This is a genomic window from Paenibacillus artemisiicola (assembly GCF_017652985.1).
GTDB classification, from domain to species: Bacteria; Bacillota; Bacilli; order Paenibacillales; family Paenibacillaceae; genus Paenibacillus_Z; species Paenibacillus_Z artemisiicola.
Window position 1 is genome coordinate 65,743 of record NZ_JAGGDJ010000017.1, and the last position, 17,257, is coordinate 82,999.

At 63.5% G+C, this 17,257-nt stretch carries 14 protein-coding genes; 13 read left to right on the plus strand and 1 reads right to left on the minus strand.

What is annotated here, in order from left to right:
• The first annotated feature begins 8 nt into the window (after positions 1-8).
• Entirely contained in the window at positions 9-1,310 is a 1,302-nt protein-coding gene (locus tag I8J29_RS19280; protein WP_208849143.1) for a potassium channel family protein, read from the plus strand.
• A gap of 9 nt (positions 1,311-1,319) precedes the next feature.
• On the opposite strand, the gene I8J29_RS19285 is transcribed toward I8J29_RS19280, so the two are convergent.
• Positions 1,320-1,898, minus strand: coding sequence for a TetR/AcrR family transcriptional regulator (locus I8J29_RS19285; protein WP_208849144.1), 579 nt, complete (start codon positions 1,896-1,898; stop codon positions 1,320-1,322).
• A gap of 293 nt (positions 1,899-2,191) precedes the next feature.
• On the opposite strand from I8J29_RS19285, the gene I8J29_RS19290 reads away from it, so the two are divergent.
• The 12 genes from I8J29_RS19290 to I8J29_RS19345 all read left to right on the plus strand — a co-directional run bounded on the left by I8J29_RS19290 (position 2,192) and on the right by I8J29_RS19345 (position 17,195).
• Positions 2,192-2,671, plus strand: a complete 480-nt coding sequence (locus I8J29_RS19290) for a DUF6530 family protein (RefSeq protein ID WP_208849145.1) — start codon at positions 2,192-2,194, stop codon at positions 2,669-2,671.
• A gap of 251 nt (positions 2,672-2,922) precedes the next feature.
• Positions 2,923-3,906 carry a sugar ABC transporter substrate-binding protein gene (locus tag I8J29_RS19295; protein WP_208849146.1) on the plus strand — a complete coding sequence of 328 codons (984 nt, stop codon included), beginning with the start codon at positions 2,923-2,925 and terminating at the stop codon, positions 3,904-3,906.
• Positions 3,903-5,342 carry a sensor histidine kinase gene (locus tag I8J29_RS19300; protein ID WP_208849147.1) on the plus strand — a complete coding sequence of 480 codons (1,440 nt, stop codon included), beginning with the start codon at positions 3,903-3,905 and terminating at the stop codon, positions 5,340-5,342. The genes I8J29_RS19295 and I8J29_RS19300 overlap by 4 nt, the downstream gene beginning before the upstream one ends.
• Entirely contained in the window at positions 5,339-6,922 is a 1,584-nt protein-coding gene (locus tag I8J29_RS19305) for a response regulator (protein ID WP_208849148.1), read from the plus strand. Before I8J29_RS19300 ends, I8J29_RS19305 begins: the two co-directional genes overlap by 4 nt.
• Before the next feature lie 28 nt (positions 6,923-6,950).
• Positions 6,951-8,081, plus strand: a complete 1,131-nt coding sequence (gene xylF / locus I8J29_RS19310) for a D-xylose ABC transporter substrate-binding protein (RefSeq protein ID WP_208849149.1) — start codon at positions 6,951-6,953, stop codon at positions 8,079-8,081.
• Between the two features lie 407 nt (positions 8,082-8,488).
• Positions 8,489-9,592: a sugar ABC transporter substrate-binding protein gene (locus I8J29_RS19315; protein WP_208849150.1), complete on the plus strand. Its 1,104-nt coding sequence runs from the start codon at positions 8,489-8,491 to the stop codon at positions 9,590-9,592.
• A 49-nt stretch (positions 9,593-9,641) separates the two neighbouring features.
• Positions 9,642-11,162 carry a sugar ABC transporter ATP-binding protein gene (locus tag I8J29_RS19320; RefSeq protein ID WP_208849151.1) on the plus strand — a complete coding sequence of 507 codons (1,521 nt, stop codon included), beginning with the start codon at positions 9,642-9,644 and terminating at the stop codon, positions 11,160-11,162.
• Positions 11,163-11,174: 12 nt separating this feature from the next.
• The gene (locus I8J29_RS19325) at positions 11,175-12,350 is read left to right on the plus strand and encodes a sugar ABC transporter permease (protein ID WP_208849152.1); all 1,176 of its coding nucleotides are present in this window, start codon (positions 11,175-11,177) and stop codon (positions 12,348-12,350) included.
• A gap of 167 nt (positions 12,351-12,517) precedes the next feature.
• Complete coding sequence (locus I8J29_RS19330) at positions 12,518-14,089, plus strand: histidine kinase N-terminal 7TM domain-containing diguanylate cyclase (protein ID WP_208849153.1); 1,572 nt, start codon at positions 12,518-12,520, stop codon at positions 14,087-14,089.
• Between the two features lie 202 nt (positions 14,090-14,291).
• Positions 14,292-14,606 carry a phasin family protein gene (locus I8J29_RS19335; protein ID WP_208849154.1) on the plus strand — a complete coding sequence of 105 codons (315 nt, stop codon included), beginning with the start codon at positions 14,292-14,294 and terminating at the stop codon, positions 14,604-14,606.
• A gap of 13 nt (positions 14,607-14,619) precedes the next feature.
• Entirely contained in the window at positions 14,620-16,287 is a 1,668-nt protein-coding gene (locus tag I8J29_RS19340) for an ABC1 kinase family protein (protein ID WP_208849155.1), read from the plus strand.
• Between the two features lie 254 nt (positions 16,288-16,541).
• Positions 16,542-17,195 carry a DUF7002 family protein gene (locus tag I8J29_RS19345; RefSeq protein ID WP_420831135.1) on the plus strand — a complete coding sequence of 218 codons (654 nt, stop codon included), beginning with the start codon at positions 16,542-16,544 and terminating at the stop codon, positions 17,193-17,195.
• The last annotated feature ends 62 nt before the right edge of the window (positions 17,196-17,257 follow it).

Consider the following 17,257-nt stretch of genomic DNA (forward strand, 5'->3'; position numbering starts at 1 on the left):
CACGAGCCATGCGTCTATCCGACCGAATCTCCTCCTGGCGGCATGTCGCGATGACGGCGCTCGTCATCGCGGCGAGCCTGGAATTCGCGCTTGCCCACACCTCTTACCATCTCGGGGTGAAGATCGTCAAGGTCGCCGCTGCGGCCGTTCTCGCTTGGGCGTTCTACTTGGATCAGCGGATCGTGTACGCCAACTGGCAGATGCGGTTATCGCGAAAGATGCTGCTGCACGTGGCGCTGCTGCTGCTCGCGCTGCTCGGCTTTCAGGCGACGGAAGCGCTGATCGCGGTGCTTGTCCGGGAAACGGGCCGGTACGGGCCGGATGCCGCCCAAGAGCTGGAAACCGCGCTGCAGATGGCGGCTTATCCGCTGATGACCGCGGCGCTGTGCTTGGGCACCGACGGCTACGCGCCGTGGCTGAGACGGCATTCGAAGCATTTGACGATGCTGCTCTATTTGTACGTCTGGATCTGGTTCGGCTCGTATTACTATTACATGGCGGACCGGACGATGGGGGACGATTTCGTCTTCTCCGAGCAGGCCGAAATTCAAACGACGCTTCGCGGCATCTACGCCGACGAGCGGTACGACGACGCGGACGAATACCGGCTGAAGGAGATTCTGGAGAAGGGCCAATACAAGAAGGACTACTTGAAGCTGGACGCGGACGCTTACCTGACGCGCGACGAAACGGGCGCCGATTGGGGCGGCATTTATGAGAATCAGTTCGCGAGGGAAGGCTATGCCTATTATACGTTCCGGAAGGCGGCCGAGCCGCTCGTCGTCTCGACCGACAGGCTCGATTTCGACGATTTGCCGGCGTGGCGGACGGAGCTCGGAAAGCGCTACGCGGAGGTCGACGTCGCGCTGTATAAGGGGGACGGGACGGCGGACGGGACGGGGCATGAGGTCCGCTATGCCGAGGAAGCAGGGGACCGCGCGAGCGCCGCGGACGGCGGGCCGGCCAAGACGTTGAAGCTGTATTTCGCGGAGGGCGATTACGAGCGCTATATGCAAATCTTCGCGAACGCCAAACAAGACCGCCGGCTGGGCGATCTCATCGCCGCCTCGCATACGCTGCCGGACGGGAAGTTTCTCGAGCTCTACGTCGGCATGAACGGCTACACGAACTATCGCGTCGAGGACTTCTGGTATTTCAGCGCGATTACGATCACGACGCTCGGCTTCGGCGACATCACGCCGAATTCCGGTCCCGTCAAGGTCGGGGTCATGATCGAAACGCTGCTCGGCGTGCTGCTTGTCGGCATCTACGTGTCGCTGGTCAGCCACAAGAAGCGGGGATCGGATTGAACGGGCCATTCAGAACAGCAGGGAAATCGCGACGTTCGCGCTATCCTGCAGCGTCTGGCGGTCCGGCGCCGTCTTGGCCAGCACGTACAGGCCGCTGCGCACGGTCACGAGGAAGCGGGAGAGCTCCCGGAGGGAATGCTTGCCGCGAAGCTTGTTCTGCGCTTGCGCCTGCAGCAGGAACGTATAGAAACGCGACTCGATGTCGACGGAGTAAGCTTCGATGCGGCTCGAGATCGCCGGATCGACGGCGCCGAGCTCCATGGCCGTATTGGCGACGAAGCAGCCTCTGCGCGAGCCGTTGTTCATGGCGGAGTCGATGACGGCGTCGAAATAGCGGACCAGCATCTCTTTCGGCTCGCCCGGGCCTTCGAGCATCTTGAACCGGGCGCTGGCGCTCTGCCTGAACCGGTCGAGACAGGTCAGGAACAGCTGATTCTTGTCGCCGAACGTATCGTACAAGCTGCCCCGATGGACGCCCGTGTGCTCGACGAGATCCTGGATCGACGTCCGCTCGTAGCCTTGGCTCCAAAAGAGCTCCATCGCCTTGTCGAGCGCGAGCTCCTGATCGAATTCTCTGGGACGCGGCATGAAGAAAACCTCCTTTTCGTCCAGTATAGCGATTGAAGAACGAACAGTCAATAATAGGGCCGGTCCCGATCGAGGACGATAGCTGTAAATTGGAGGGAATTCCGAAGGTCGCGGATGGCGGTTATGACGGAGAGGGGAAGGAATAATCCCCAAATACCTGACTGATCGTTCTTATAAGAAAATTTCGGCCTATTGACTTGGCGCGGACGATGGGCTATGATCGCTATGTCTTTAGTAATTCAGTAAATCAGTAGATATGATTACGCGATCCTGCGACGAATAGGAGCCCCGCCATGAAAATTCCGACGACCTTAAAGCATAAACCCGTCATCGTCTCCGAAAACTACGAGCACATCGACGGCCGCTACGCCAATCATTCCGACGCGAAAGGGCTGTCGCTCGGCCTCGCGCAGTGGAACGACCGCGGGAAGCTCGACATCTCGGCGAAAGTATGGCGCTACACCGGGGAGAAATGGTCCCGCCAATCCGAGGAGCTGCCGCTGCACCGCGTGCTCGACCTCGCGATTCTCGTCAGCCGCAGCCTGCTGCATTTCCGCGAAGCATACCGCTACAAGGAACTGTACGACACGGCCAATCCCGTTATCGACCGGGTCGGCCTGCAGGGGGACGCGATGACGATCTCCGTCGCCACGGACAACGAGAAAATTCTTGAAGACCTGAAGCTGTTCAGCCAGGCGCTCAGCGACGACGACGAACTGATCGGCGAGCGGCTGCGCGCGCTGTCCGGCATGCTGAAGGAGCTCGGGTATTAAACGGGGACGGCGGCGCAAACGAGCGTGCGCCGAATCGATTGCCACCCGCGGGGGCGCGAAGCGCGAAGCAGACCGACTGCGCGATGAATATCCCGGATTTCGGCCGGACGGCCGGAATCCGGGATATTTGCGCGGGGCGGCCCGTACCCCTATCTTGAATACTCCCACCCCTTTCCTAGATTTTTCTCCTATGCAAACGGCCGATTACCGGATAGAATAGGGGCAAAAACGCTTTCATAAAGGGTGCGCGCATGAAAAAGCTGCTGTTGGTTACGGTATTCGCGGGCAGTCTGGCCGCGCTGGCGGTAACGTTGTATTTGATGCTGACGGTCGACCGCGCCGGTCTCGACGCGTCCGTCGGCACGCCTGGCGCCGCGGACGAGGCGTCGGAACGGATCGTCGTCATCTCGCAGGAGCAGGGCAGCTACGTCATGAACGAGCTGCGGAAGGGGGCGCGCGAAGCCGCCGCCATCCACGGCATGCTGATCGACTTCTCCGGCGCGTACCGTTCGAACGTCGAGGAGCTCCTGAAGCAGATCGATATTGCAATCGCTTCCAAAGTAGACGGCATCATCGTCGAGGGCGTCGACCGGCCGGACTTCGCGCGCATGGTGAACAAAGCGACCGAGAAGGGGATTCCCGTCATCACGATCAATTCCGACGCGCCGGGCAGCCTGCGCAAGACGTACATCGGCTCCGACCATTATCAGGAAGGCATCCTGATGGGGCGGTACCTCGCGGAAGCGCTTGACGGCGAGGGCATCGCCGGCGTCGTCATGAACGCGGACAGCTCGGATACCGATCAGCTGCGGCTGCGGGGGCTGCGCGAGGCGCTGCGTGCGCAGCCGGACGTCCGGCTCGTCTTCGCCGCCGGGGAGGCGGCCAAGCAGCAGGCCGGGATGCAGACGGACGACATGCTGAACCGTTATCCCGGCGTCGATGCGTTCATCGGGCTGCCGGCCGATTCCGGCAAAAGCATCGTGGAAGCGGCCGATTCGCGCTCCAAGCGCAATCCGCGCCGGGTGTTCATGTTCGACGACTCGCCGCAGACCGAGGAGCTGATCCGCTCCGGGGCCGTGCAGGCCGGCCTGTCGCAGCATTACGAGGACATGGGGAAGATGAGCGTCGACCTGCTGCAGCGCTGGCTGGACAGCGACCGGCTGCCGCTGTCGGCGAGTTATTTTACGCCGATCAGCGTAGTGACGGCCGCCGAGGCGAAGGAGGCGGCGCCATGAAGACGATCCGCAACAAAATGATGCTGCTGTCGCTGATCATTTGGATCATCATGGCGTTCATCTGGATCTCCATGAGCATCTTCAACCAGCGCACGGTCGAGAAGTACAACGGCATCCTGCAGCGCTACCTGCTGATGAACCAGGCGTCCGAGCTGAGCCGGCAGGCGCTGACCTCGCTGAACGAGTACCGGATCTCGCCGACCGAAGACCGGCTGCGCCGCTACGTCGCGGACAACAATCAGCTGCTCCGCACGAAGCTGGACATGCGCGCGCTGCGCAACGCGGACAACGGGATGCTGCTCGATAACTTCCAAAATATGGTCGAAAGCCAATCGGAAGCGATGGATCTCGCCGTCCGCTTCCAGCGGGAGCACGACGAGGAAGCCGTATCGGCGCAGTTCGACGAAGCCTCGAACATCTCCGCCTACATCGCCGAGACGACGCTGACGCTGATCAGCGGCGAACAGCGCACGTACGACGCGTTTTACCGGCAGATCATCCGGCGCAGCGACGAGATCAAGACGCTGGGCTTCTGGGCGCTGGCGTTCGTCTCCGTGCTGCTGCTGCTGTTCTCGTACCGGTTCGTGAGCGGCGTCACGCGGCCGATCCTGAAGCTGACGCAGTCGGCGCGCGAGCTGTCGCGGGGCAATTTCCAAAATCCGATCGTCGTGCACCGGAACGACGACATGGCGTTCCTGGCCAAGACGCTCGACAGCATGCGGCTGAACATCGGCAGCCTGTTCGACGAGATTCAGAGCAAGGCGCAGCTGGAATACGACCTGCACAAGCACAAGCTCATGCTGAAGGAAAGCGAGCTGAAGAGCCTGCAGAGCCAAATCAACCCGCATTTTCTGTTCAACACGCTCAATATGCTGTCCAAGGAGGCGTATCTGGCCGGCGCCGGCAAGACGAGCGAGCTGATCAGCTCCGTCGCCGGCATGCTGCGGTACAACCTCCGCCGGATGGACAGCCGGGTGACGCTGCGGGAGGAGATCGACGTGCTGGAGGAATATTTGGCGATTCAGCAGGCGCGCTTCGGCGACCGGGTCCGCGTCGTCCGCGAGATCGACGAGGCGGCGCTGGACGTCGAGGTGCCGATCCTGATTTTGCAGCCGCTCGTCGAAAACGCGTTCATCTACGCGATCGAGCCGTCCGAGGACGGCGGAACGCTGACGCTGCGCGTGCGGGGCGAGGCCGGGCGGGTCATCGTCGAGGTGCGGGACGACGGACCGGGCATGGCGCCGGAGAAGCTGGGCGGCCTGCTGGCCGACCCGGATCCGGCCGAACGGCGGGGACACGCGACCGGCATCGGGCTGCGCAACGTGCTCGACCGGCTGCAGCTGTTCTTCGGCGCGGAGAACCTGCTCGCGATCGATTCCGCCATCGGCGCGGGCACGCGCATTACGTTGACATTGCCAAGGGAGGCGAGCGCATGATAACGCTGTTGATCGTGGACGACGAACCGATCGAACGAACGGCTTTGCAGCGGATGATCGAAGAAGGCTTCGACGACGTCGAGATCGTGGGCCAAGCGGCGAACGGGCGCGAGGCGATCGAGCTCGCGGCGCGGCTGAAGCCGGACGTGATCACGATGGATATCAAAATGCCCGGCATCGGCGGGCTGCAGGTGATCGAGCGGATCCGGGAGACCGACAAGGACGCGGCCTTCATCGTCGTGACGGCGTACGACACGTTCGAATTCGCGCAGCAGGCTCTGCGCATGGGCGTGCGGGATTACCTGCTGAAGCCGAGCAAGACGGCGGTCGTGCTGGAGACGATCGGCAAAGTCGCGGGCGACGTCAAGGCGTCGCGCCGCGAGCGGGAGAGCCGCGCGCGCGACAAGGAACGGCTGCGCCGGATGCTCCCCGTCGTGGAAGCGGACATCGTCTCGCAGCTGCTGTTCGACTACGCGCCGTCGGTTCATCTGAACGAGCTGATCGCGCTGCTCGGGGAGCCGGAGATCGGCGGAGGCTTCGTCCTGAACGTGCTCCTGCTCGAGGGAAGCGCCGGCGATGACGCGCCGGCGGAGCCGGAGGAGCTGCAGGCGCGCCTCGCGGAGCTGCTGGAGGCGTCCGGCGTGCCGGGCTGGATCGGCAGGCTGTCGGGCAAGCAGCTGCCGCTCGTCGCGTTCAAGACGCCGGGCGCGTCGTACCGGCAAACCGCGGTCGGACTCGGCCGGCGGTTGGTCCAGGCGCTGCGTCGCGGGGGCGGGCCGGAGCCGTTCATCGGCATCGGCGGGCCGAGCGCGGGCTTGAACGAGCTGCGCCGGTCGTACCACGAGGCGCTGCTCGCCGCCGTGGATCCGTCGCTGCCCGCGCGCTTCTGCCTGTACGAGGACTTGGCGCGGCATGACGCGCCGTCCCCCGGCGACCGGATGCCGGAGTTGGAGAAGGCGGTCCTCGAGGACGTGCGCCGCGGCGGCTGGGAAGCCGCGACGGCCGGCGCCTGGCGGCTCGTCGACCTGCACGAGAGCTCCGGCCAGCCGCTCGGCATCGCGCAGCAGCGGATCTTCGAGGTGCTCGTCATCGTCGCCCGGATGCTGGAGGAGATGGGCTACGAGGTCGGCAAGCCGTACTATTCCCGCCTGGCGTCGAGCTTCGTGCAGCTGAAGGCGGAAACCGGCGCGCTGCTCGGCCGGATGGCCGAGACGACGGCGCTGGCCGCCGGCGAGCCGGAGCCGGGCCTCGTGGCGTCGATGAAGAAGTTCATCAAGGATCACGCGAGCGAGGACCTGTCGCTGGAGCGGGTCGCGGCCGCGGTGGACCGGAACCCGTTTTACGTCAGCAAGCTGTTCAAGTCGCAATTCGGCATGAACTACATCGACTATTTGACGGAATGCCGGATGGAAGCGGCGAAGCAGCTGATGCGCGAAACGGATAAGAGTTTGAAAGAGATCACGTACGACGTCGGCTATCGCGACCCGAATTATTTCAGCCGGGTGTTCAAGAAGATCGTCGGCCATTCCCCGACGGATTATCGGAAGACGCTGCTCCGGCCCGCGGACCGAAACCGATGAAGCCCGGACGGCCGAGAGGAGAGATCACATGAGGCGGCGCACCGGGAAACGCGGTACAGGGGGAATCGTATGCACGGTCGGCGCGATTGCCGCCTTGCTGGGAGTGCTGTCCGCCTGCTCGGCGGGCGGCACGAACGGCACGGCCGCGGCACCGGCGGCGATCGCGGGCGGACAGCGCGCGCCGGCGGACGTCCAGCCGGCGAAGAAGCTGGTCGTCGGCTTGTCGCTCGACACGCTGCTCGAGGAGCGCTGGAAGAAGGACCGCGACCTGTTCAAGGCCGCGGTCGAGAAGCTCGGCGCCGAGGTCGACGTCCAGGCGGCGAACGGCGACGACGCCAAGCAGATCGCGCAGGCGGAGAACATGATTTCGCGGCATGTCGACGTGCTCGTCGTCGTGCCGCACGACGCGGAGGCGTCGGCGGCCATCGTGGCGAAGGCGCATCGCGCGGGCATCCGGGTCATCTCGTACGATCGCCTCATTCTGAACGCGGACGTCGACCTGTACGTCTCGTTCGACAACGAGAAGGTCGGCGCGCTGGCGGCGCAGGCGATCGTGGCGCAGGCGCCGCGCGGCAACTTCGTCCTGATCGAAGGGGCCGATACCGACAACAACGCGCAGATGTTCAAACGCGGGCAGATGAGCGTGCTGCAGCCGCTCGTCGACCGCGGCGACATTCAGATCGTCTACGACCGGTTCACGAAGGAATGGAAGCCGGCGGAGGCGCTCGCGAACATGCGCGCCGCGCTCCAGGCGAACGGCGGCGCGGTCGACGCCGTCCTCGCGGCCAACGACGGCACGGCGGGCGGCGTCGTGTCCGCCTTGGCGGAGCGGGGGCTGGCGGGGAAGATTCCCGTCTCCGGCATGGACGCGGAGCTGGCTGCCGCGCAGCGGATCGTGGAAGGCACGCAGACGATGACCGTGTACAAGCCGATCCGCAAGCTGGCCGAGACCGCGGCCGAGCTCGCCGTCCGGATGGCCAAAGGCGAGCAGGTGAGCACGGACCGGACCGTCTTCAACAAGAAAATCGACGTCCCCGCCATCCTGCTGGAGCCGATCGCGGTGAACCGGTCCAACATCGACGCGACCATCATCGCGGACGGCTTCCACAGCCGCGAGGACGTGTACCGCCACGCGAAGGCGGCGGCGTCCGGGCCGTGACGCCCCATGGCTAGAGGCTTTTTTGGTCGTTTTTCATCCGTCTGTAAGTTATCTGAGGCCGTTTGGCTGTCGTCTTGTAAGCATTCCTGAACGCTATGAACGTCATCGCATTCGCAAGACAACCGGCGCTTCCGCTATTCGCGGAGGCGCCGTTTTATTATGCCGCGTGCCGGCTATCGAACCTCGGTCGCGCACGCAGCCGATCCGCTCGCCCGATTCGGCATCAGTCGCCCGCGTTCCTTGCGAATTCCCGGTCGCCGTCTTCGCGCTTTCGGACAAGCCGACGCCAAAATAGTATAGACGGTCCAAAAAAAGTGCTAGCGGTAAGCGCTTCCCGTCCCCGCCGCCAATGCTATAGTTGCACATGTAAGCGCTTCAGACTTTGCGAATCGAGAGGGGTATCGGGAATGGGAAAAGGATTGAAACGGATTTCGCTGCTGCTGGTCGTCATGATTTTGGCGGTCGCGGTCGCGGCATGCGGCAAGAACGGAAACGGCAAAGTGAGCGTCGGCATCGTGCTGCCGACGAAAGACGAGTCGCGTTGGGTCCAAGACGAGCAGCGTTTCAAGGACGCGCTGGACGGTACGAAATATACGACGGAAATTTTATTCAGCCAAGGTTCTTCCGCGAAAGAGAAAGAAAACGTGGAAACGTTGATCAACAAAGGCATTCAAGTGCTGATCATTTGCCCGCAGGACGGGGATGCGGCCGCGGCCGCCGTCGAATCGGCGAAGAAAGCCGGCGTCAAGGTCATCTCCTACGACCGTCTGATTACCAATACGGACGCGGTCGATTACTACGTCACCTTCGACAGCGTGGCCGTCGGCAAAGCGCAAGCGCAATATTTGGTCGACAACGCCAAAGGAAGCGGCGAACCGCTCTACTTGTACGCCGGTTCCGCTTCCGATAACAACGCGTTCTTGTTCTTCCAAGGTTCTTGGTCCGTCTTGCAGCCGAAAATCGCCGACGGCACGTTCAAGATCGCCAATTCCAGCGAAGCGGCCGCGCTGCAGGACAAAGCCGAACTGTCCCGCGCCGAGATGAGCAAAATCATCGGCCAAGTGACCACGAACTGGGATGCCAACGAAGCCAAAAACAAAGCGCAGACGCATTTGACGGCAGCCGCCGCCGATATGAAAGGCGACGTTGCGATACTGGCGCCGAACGACGATACCGCGCGTTCGATCGCGGACGTCTTCGCATCGGATAAAGCGGTGACCAGCTTCGTGGTGACAGGCCAGGACGCCGTTAAAGCTTCGATTCAATACGTCATCGACGGCAAGCAGTCCATGACGGTATTCAAGGACGTACGCAGCCTCGTCAAGGACGCGATGGGCATGGCGGTCTCCATTCTCGACGGCGGCACGCCGGAAACGACGGGCTCGTACAACAACGGCAAGATCGACGTCAAAGCGAAGCAGACCGAAGTCATCGTCGTCGACAAGTCGAACGCGAAAGAAAAGCTGATCGACTCCGGCTATTACGAAGCCGGCGATTTCACCGGCCTGTAACCGGCCGCCTTCCGGCATCCAGGAACGGTCCCGTAAGGAGCGATGAAACATGGGCGGCACGATATTGGAAATGAAAGACATCTCCAAGACGTTCACGGGCGTCAAGGCGCTCTCGAACGTGAATTTCAAGGTCGAGCAGGGCGAGATCCACTGCCTGATCGGCGAGAACGGCGCGGGCAAGTCCACGCTGATGAAGGTGCTGAGCGGGGTGTATCCGCACGGCGCGTACCAGGGCGACATCGTCTTCGAAGGAAGCGTGCAGCGCTTCGCCAAGATCGGCGACAGCGTCAAGGCGGGCATCGCCATCATCTATCAGGAGCTGGCGCTGTTTCCGGATTTGACGGTGTACGAGAACATTTTCGCCGGCAACGAGATCAAGCAGGGCGCTTTCGTCGACTGGAACCGGACGATCGCGCGGGCGAAGGACATGCTGCGGAAGGTCAAGCTGAACGTGAATCCCGAGACGCCGATCAAGGAGCTCGGCGTCGGCAAGCAGCAGCTCGTGGAAATCGCCAAAGCGCTGAGCAAGGACGTGAAGCTGCTGATCCTCGACGAGCCGACGGCGGCGCTGAACGAGGACGACAGCGAGAACCTGCTGGCGCTGCTGCGCGAGCTGAAGGCGCAGGGCATGACGTGCATCATGATCTCGCACAAGCTGAAGGAGGTCATCGCCATCGCGGACAAGGCGACCGTGCTGCGCGACGGCCGGACGATCTGCACGCTCGACGCCGCCAAGGGCGAAATCAGCGAAAGCGTCATCATCCGGAACATGGTCGGCCGCGAGATCGACGACATCTATCCGAAGCGGCCGCGCAAAAACTTCGGCGGCAACGTGCTCGAGGTCCGCGACTGGACCGCGTACGACCCGAGGCTCGGCAGGGCCGTCGTCAAGAACGTCGACCTGCACGTGAAAAAAGGCGAAATCGTCGGCATTGCCGGCTTGATGGGCTCCGGACGGACGGAATTGGCGCTCAGCCTGTTCGGCAATCCGAAGTCGTATAAATTGCAGGGCGAGCTGCTGGTAGAAGGGCAGCCGCGCGCCTTCAAGCATCCGCGCGACGCCATCAAGGCGGGCATCGCCTACGTGACCGAGGACCGCAAGGGCGACGGGCTGTTCCTCATCCAGGACATCAAAAGCAACCTCTCGGCGGCGAATCTGGGGGCGGTCGCGGCGCGCGGCATCATCAACGCCAACGAGGAAGTGAAGATCGCGAACGGCTACAAGCAGTCGATGAACATCAAGGCGCCGTCCGTGGAGCAGCTCGTCGGGAACCTGAGCGGCGGCAACCAGCAGAAGGTATCGCTCGGCAAATGGCTGTTCGTCGGGCCGAAGCTGCTCATCTTGGACGAACCGACGCGCGGCATCGACGTCGGCGCCAAATTCGAAATTTACACGATCATGAACAAGCTGATCGGCGAAGGCATGAGCATCATCATGATTTCCTCCGAGCTGGGCGAGGTGCTCGGCATGAGCGACCGGATCTACGTCATGGCGGAGGGCCGCATGAAGGGCGAGCTGTCCGCTTCGGAAGCCGATCAGGAGAAAATCATGCATTTCGCGACGCAATAGGAGGAAGGCAGAATGAATTTCATGAAGGAAGCAAGGTCGCTCGTGCGGGTCAACATCCGCGAGTACGGGATGTACATCGCCTTATTCGTCATCATGCTGACGTTCTCGATTCTGACGGACGGCCTGTTCATGTCGTCACGCAACATCAGCAACCTGCTGGACGCGACCGGCTACATCGCCGTGCTGGCCGTCGGCATGACGCTCGTCATCGTGATCCGTCACATCGACCTGTCGGTCGGCTTCGCTGCCGGATTCATGGGGGCCATCGCCGCGATCTTCCTGACGCAGCTCGGCGTTCCGGTCTACCTGACGATCCCGATCATTCTCGTCATGGGCGTCGTCATCGGCATGCTTAACGGTTTCCTGGTCGCGCAGATCGGCATCCCGTCGTTCGTCGCTTCGCTCGCGGGCATGCTCATCTTCCGGGGCGCGCTGCTGCGCGTGACGGAGGACACCGGCACGATCATCGTCAAGGACGAAGGCTTTAACGCGATCGGCAACGGGTTCATTCCGGCGATCGCCAAGGTCGGCGGGCTGAATTTGCTCTCCCTGATTCTCGGCGCCGCCGTCATCGTCCTGTTCCTGTACGGCGAGGCCGCGAAGCGGCGCAACAAGCTGAAGTACAATTTCGAGGTCATCTCGAACCGGATGTTCGCGCTGAAGCTCGTGTTCGTCTCCGCGATCATCGCGTACATCACGTACATCATCGCCGGCTACAACGGATTCTCCTGGACGGTCATCATCATGGTGCTGATCGTGGCCGTGTATCATTTCCTGACGACGCAAACGGTGCTGGGACGGCGCATTTACGCCGTCGGCAGCAATCCGGAAGCGGCGCATCTGAGCGGCATCAGCGTCAAGAAGATCACCTACGTCGTATTCGGCTCGATGGGCATGCTGTCCGCGCTGTCCGGCATTCTGTTCACGGCGCGGCTGCAGTCCGCGACGACGACGGCGGGCACGCTGTTCGAGCTCGACGCCATCGCGGCGGCTTACGTCGGCGGCGTGTCCGCGGCGGGCGGCGTCGGCAAGGTGACGGGCTCCATCATCGGCGCGATCGTCATGGCGTCGCTCTCGAGCGGCATGAACCTGCTCGGCGTCGGCATCTCGTACCAGTACATGATCCGCGGCGCCGTGCTGGCGATCGCCGTCATCTTCGACGTCATGACCCGCAAGAAGAGAGCGTAGACGCATCCCCAGGAAACCGGCGGCCGCCGGAAAGACGGCCGCCGGTTTTTTTGCGCTATTCGCTTGATTATGGACAAATTCGGTCATGACACCCGGGCGGCAATATGGTACCATGAAATCGACTTTTTTCGTGCTAGGCCAACAATATTCGTCATGGGGAGCTGGCTATGGGGTCTTCGCTCACGATGTTCATCTCGCTTATCGCGACCTCGGGCGTGTTCACCGTGTTTTTATGCGTGTACGCGTACTTGAAGCGCGCGGAAATGCCCGGCGCGCGTACCTTCATGCTCTATACGGGCGCGCAGGCGATTTATATTTTCTCCGTCGCGTTCGAGATGGCGGCCGGCTCGCTCGGGGAAGTGATGGGCTGGACGGCCGTTCAGTACGTCGGCATGGCGCCCGCGCCCGCGCTCGGGCTGATCGTCGTGCTGGAATACATCGGCAAGGCCGTGCCGCGCCGGCTCGCTGCCGCGCTGTTCGTCATTCCGGCCATTTCCGTCGTCATGGTGGCGACGAACGGCTTCCACCATCTGTTTTATAAATCGGTGGCGTTTTACCCCGGCGATCCGATGCCGGTGACGGAGATCGCCATCGGACCGTTTTATATCCTGCACGGCATCTTCACGTTCGGCTCCATGCTGGCCGGCGTCGTGCTCTTGCTGCGCCGCTGGCGGCATACGAAGAAGGCGTACCGCATCCAGCTGGCGACGCTGATCGTCGGGCAGTTCATGCCGATGGCCGGCGCGTTCGTGTACCTCGTCGGCCTCATTCCGTACGGCGTCGATCCCGTGCCGCTCATCCTGTGCGTCACGTCCGCCATGTACATCTGGGCGATTCTGTCCACGCGGATGCTGACGATCGTGCCGATCGCGAAGGAGAGCATTTTCGAAAGCATGGGCGACGGGGTCATCGTGCTGGACAACGCCGAGCGGCTCATCGATTTCAACGGCGCCGCGCGGCGCATGCTCCCGGGACTCGGCCCCGCGATGATCGGCCTGACGCTGGACGAAGCGTGGAACGTCCTGAGCGGCGCGGATTTCCCGGCCGCCCGGCTCGCGGACGGCTTGCAGGAGGAGGTGATGTGGCGGGTGACGGGCGGGGAACCGTTCTACTACCAGATCCGGTCGTCGGTCGTGCGCGGCCGCGTCGGCGGCGCGATCGGCAGCCTGCTCATGCTGATCGACGTCACGGAACAGCGGCGGCTGCAGGATCAGCTGCAGCAGCTGGCCTACCACGACGGCTTGACGAAGCTGCTGAACCGGACGGCGTTCATTCACCGGGCGAAGGAGCGGTTGGCCGCGGCCAAGGCGAACGGCGCGCCGGCGTCGATCGTGCTGTTCGACATCGACCACTTCAAGCGCATCAACGATACGTACGGCCACGAGACGGGCGATTACGCCATCCGGCACGTCGCCGCCGTCGTCAAGCGGCAGCTCGGTGCGGACGCGCTGTTCGCCCGCTACGGCGGCGAAGAGTTCGTGGTGTGCCTGCCGGCAGCGCCGCTGGCGGAAGCGGCCGAGACCGCGGAGCGGATCCGCGCCGCGCTGGCCGCCGAACCGCTGCGCGCGGACGGCTTGGCGATCGCCGTGACCGCCAGCTTCGGCGCGGCGGAAGCGGGTCCGGCGGGCGAGCCGCTGCAGGCGCTGCTCAAGCGCGCGGACATGGCGCTGTACGAGGCCAAGCGCGCGGGCCGCAACCGCGTGCGGCTGCACGAGCCGGCCGCCGCGCTGAACGCGTGAGGAAGACATCGGACCGATCGGGGCGATGTCTTTTTTGTTCGTCCGGCGGCCGTTGGCGAGCAAACGCGGCGAACGACGAATCGCGGCTCGGAATTGGTAAGCTTGGGAATCGGCGGGTATAATGGTACATAAGAAAGACCGTCGCATCGCACAAGCACAGCGTGTCTGCAAGCAAATCAATTCCGAAGGAGTCGTGGATGGCATGAAGGATACGATCGGAAAAGCGATCTCGCTGGGCCTCGGCCTGGCGCTCGCCGGCAAGGAGCAAGTGGAGAAAACGTTCGACGAGCTCGTGAAGAAGGGCGAAATCGGCAAAGCGGAATCCAAGGCGCTCGTCGAGGAGCTGCTGGTGAAGGGCGAGGAGCTGCGCCAGCAGGCGGAGACGATGGCGCGCGAACGCGTGCAGGCGATCTTGGGCGAGCGGGAAGGCAAGTACGCCACCAAAGCGGACATCGCGAGAATCGAGATCCGCCTGGACGCGCTGGAGCGGGAGCGGAAGAACCCTACCGAGCCGTGAAGGGAGGCTTCCGATGAGCGCGGGTAAACGGCTGCGGCAATTGCAGCGCTACCGGACGATCGCCTCGGCATTTGCGCGCAGCGGACTGGGCTATGTGTCGCACGAGATGGGCCTGACCGACAAAATCATGTTCTTCCGGAGCGAGGAGCAGAAGGAGCTGCTGGCCAAGAGCGTCGGGGAACGCATCCGGCTGCTGCTGGAGGAACTGGGCCCGACGTTCGTGAAGCTCGGGCAGATCGCGAGCACGCGGCCCGACCTCATCCCGGCCGACGTCGTGTCGGAGCTGGAGCGGCTGCAGGATAGCGTGCCTCCCGTCCCGTTCGCGGACATCGCCAAAATCATCGAGGAGGAGCTGGGCGCGCCGGTCGACCGGCTGTTCCGCTCCTTCTCCCAGGAGCCCCTGGCCGCGGCTTCGATCGGGCAGGTGTACGAGGCGCGCCTCCTGGACGGCACGCGGGTCGCCATCAAGGTGCAGCGTCCGGGCGTTCAGAAGGTCATCGACACGGATCTCGACATCCTGGCGGACTTGGCCCGGCTGGCCGAAGGCGCGCTGGAATGGGCCCGCAATTACCGGCTGGGCGAGATCGTCGACGAGCTGGGACACACGCTGCGCCGGGAGCTGGATTACAACCTCGAGGCGCGCAACGCGGAGCGCTTCCTGGCCCAAGGCCAGCCGAACGTCCAAGTGCCCGAGGTGTATTGGGACTACAGCTCGAAGCGCGTGCTGACGATGGCGTTCGTCGAAGGCATCAAGCTGTCCGACCGCGGCCAGCTGGAACGCGCGGGACTGGACGCAAGCCAGCTGGCGGACCGGTTCGCGACGACGATCCTGCACCAGGTGCTCGTCGCCGGGCTTTACCACGGCGATCCGCATCCCGGCAACGTGCTCGCCTTGCCCGACGGCCGTCTCGCGCTGCTCGACTTCGGCATGGTCGGAAGGCTCAATCCGGGGATGAAGCGGGAGTTCGTCTCGTTCGTCATCGCCATGCGGAACCAAAGCTCGAAGGGCGTCATCCGGGCGATCTCCAACATGGGCGTCATCCCGGATGACGCGGACCTCGACGCGCTCGGCGCCGACGTGGACGAGCTGCGGGAGAAGTACTACAAGGTGCCGCTCAACCGGATCGGCTTCGGCGAAATCGTGGGCGACCTGTTCTCGCTGTCGTTCCGGCACCGGATCCGCATTCCGTCGGAGCTGACGCTGCTCGGCAAGTCGCTGCTGACGATGGAGGGCGTCGTCACGGCGCTCGACCCGAACTTCAGCGTGTTCGACGTGGCGGAGCCTTTCGGCAAGCGGCTCTTCCTGGAGCGGATCGATCCCCGGAACATCTTCAAGGGCTGGCTGGAGGACATTCCGGACCTCTTCGATCTGCTCGGCGAAGTGCCGCTCAGCCTGAAGCAGCTGGCCCGCATCATCCGGCAGGGCAAGCTCCGCGTCGAGGTCGTCTCCCCGCAGGCGGACCTGCTCGCGAAGAAGCTCGACCGGATCAGCAACCGGCTGTCGTTCAGCATCGTGCTCCTGTCGCTCAGCATCCTGATGGTCGGCCTGATCATCGGCTCCGCGCTGACCCATACGCAAGCGCTGATCTGGCGGATCCCGATCATCGACATCGGGTTCATCGCCGCGCTGTTCATGTTTCTGTGGCTGATCTTCGCGATTTTCCGTTCGGGCCGCTTTTGAAGCGAGCGGCTTACAGGACTTTATCCGCTTATGCGACAAGCCCCGAATCCCGTTCGGGGCTTTTTCGATCATTCGCTTGAGAGGCACGGGGCCGGTTTGCGCTTGCAAGCCGCAGCCGCAGGAGACCGCGCGGGAATCAAACGATCGGACTCGAAAAGGAACTATACGATGAAACAAGCAGGAAAGAGGAGGGAAAACGACTGAATACGCACGCCATTATCGCGGCGCTGACGCGGGCGCCGGGCCGCAAGGCGCTGTTTCATTTTACGCGGGCGGACAATCTGCCGGCGATCGCGCACGCCGACGCGATTCGGTCCAGCCTGTCCATCACCGGGGACGAATCCGGGACCCGCCGGCCGTCGCCCGTCGCGACGCTCGAGGACGGACGGGCGGTAATCGTCAACGCGCATTTGCGCATTCCCGCGGCAATGATGGCGCCGGGCTGGACCGTTGAAGCGTTCCGGGCCTGCCTGGACCGGCACGTGTTCTTCTGGCCGACGCGGCGGGACTGCCTCGCGATGTTGGAGACGTACGCGCGGCGGGAGCCGGACGAACGGTTCGCCGTGCTGGAGCTCGATGCCGCTTCGCTTCTCGCGGCGAACCAGGACGCGGTGAAGCTGTCCAAATACGATTCCGGCAGCTCGCCCCGCTTCCCCAAGCGCTGCGGCTACCTGAAGAGCCCGGCGATGCTGCTGCCGCTGGCCGCGTTCGGCGCGCCGTCGGACGCGCCGGTGCCCGCGAAGCCGTCCGAGGTGAAGGAAGTGCTGGTGGAAGGCGCCGTGCGCCAGGCGAGCCGTTACCTCAGGCGGCTGTACGTCGCAAACGCGGCCGACGCGCCGGACCGCTGGTCGGGCCTCGCCGCACCGCTGGGCGAATTCGCCGCGGACGCGCCGGGCCGCCGGCCATGAGACCCGTCCGGCTCTATGACGGCACTGCCATGTCAGCTAGATTGCCGTTTGGGCGCGCAACC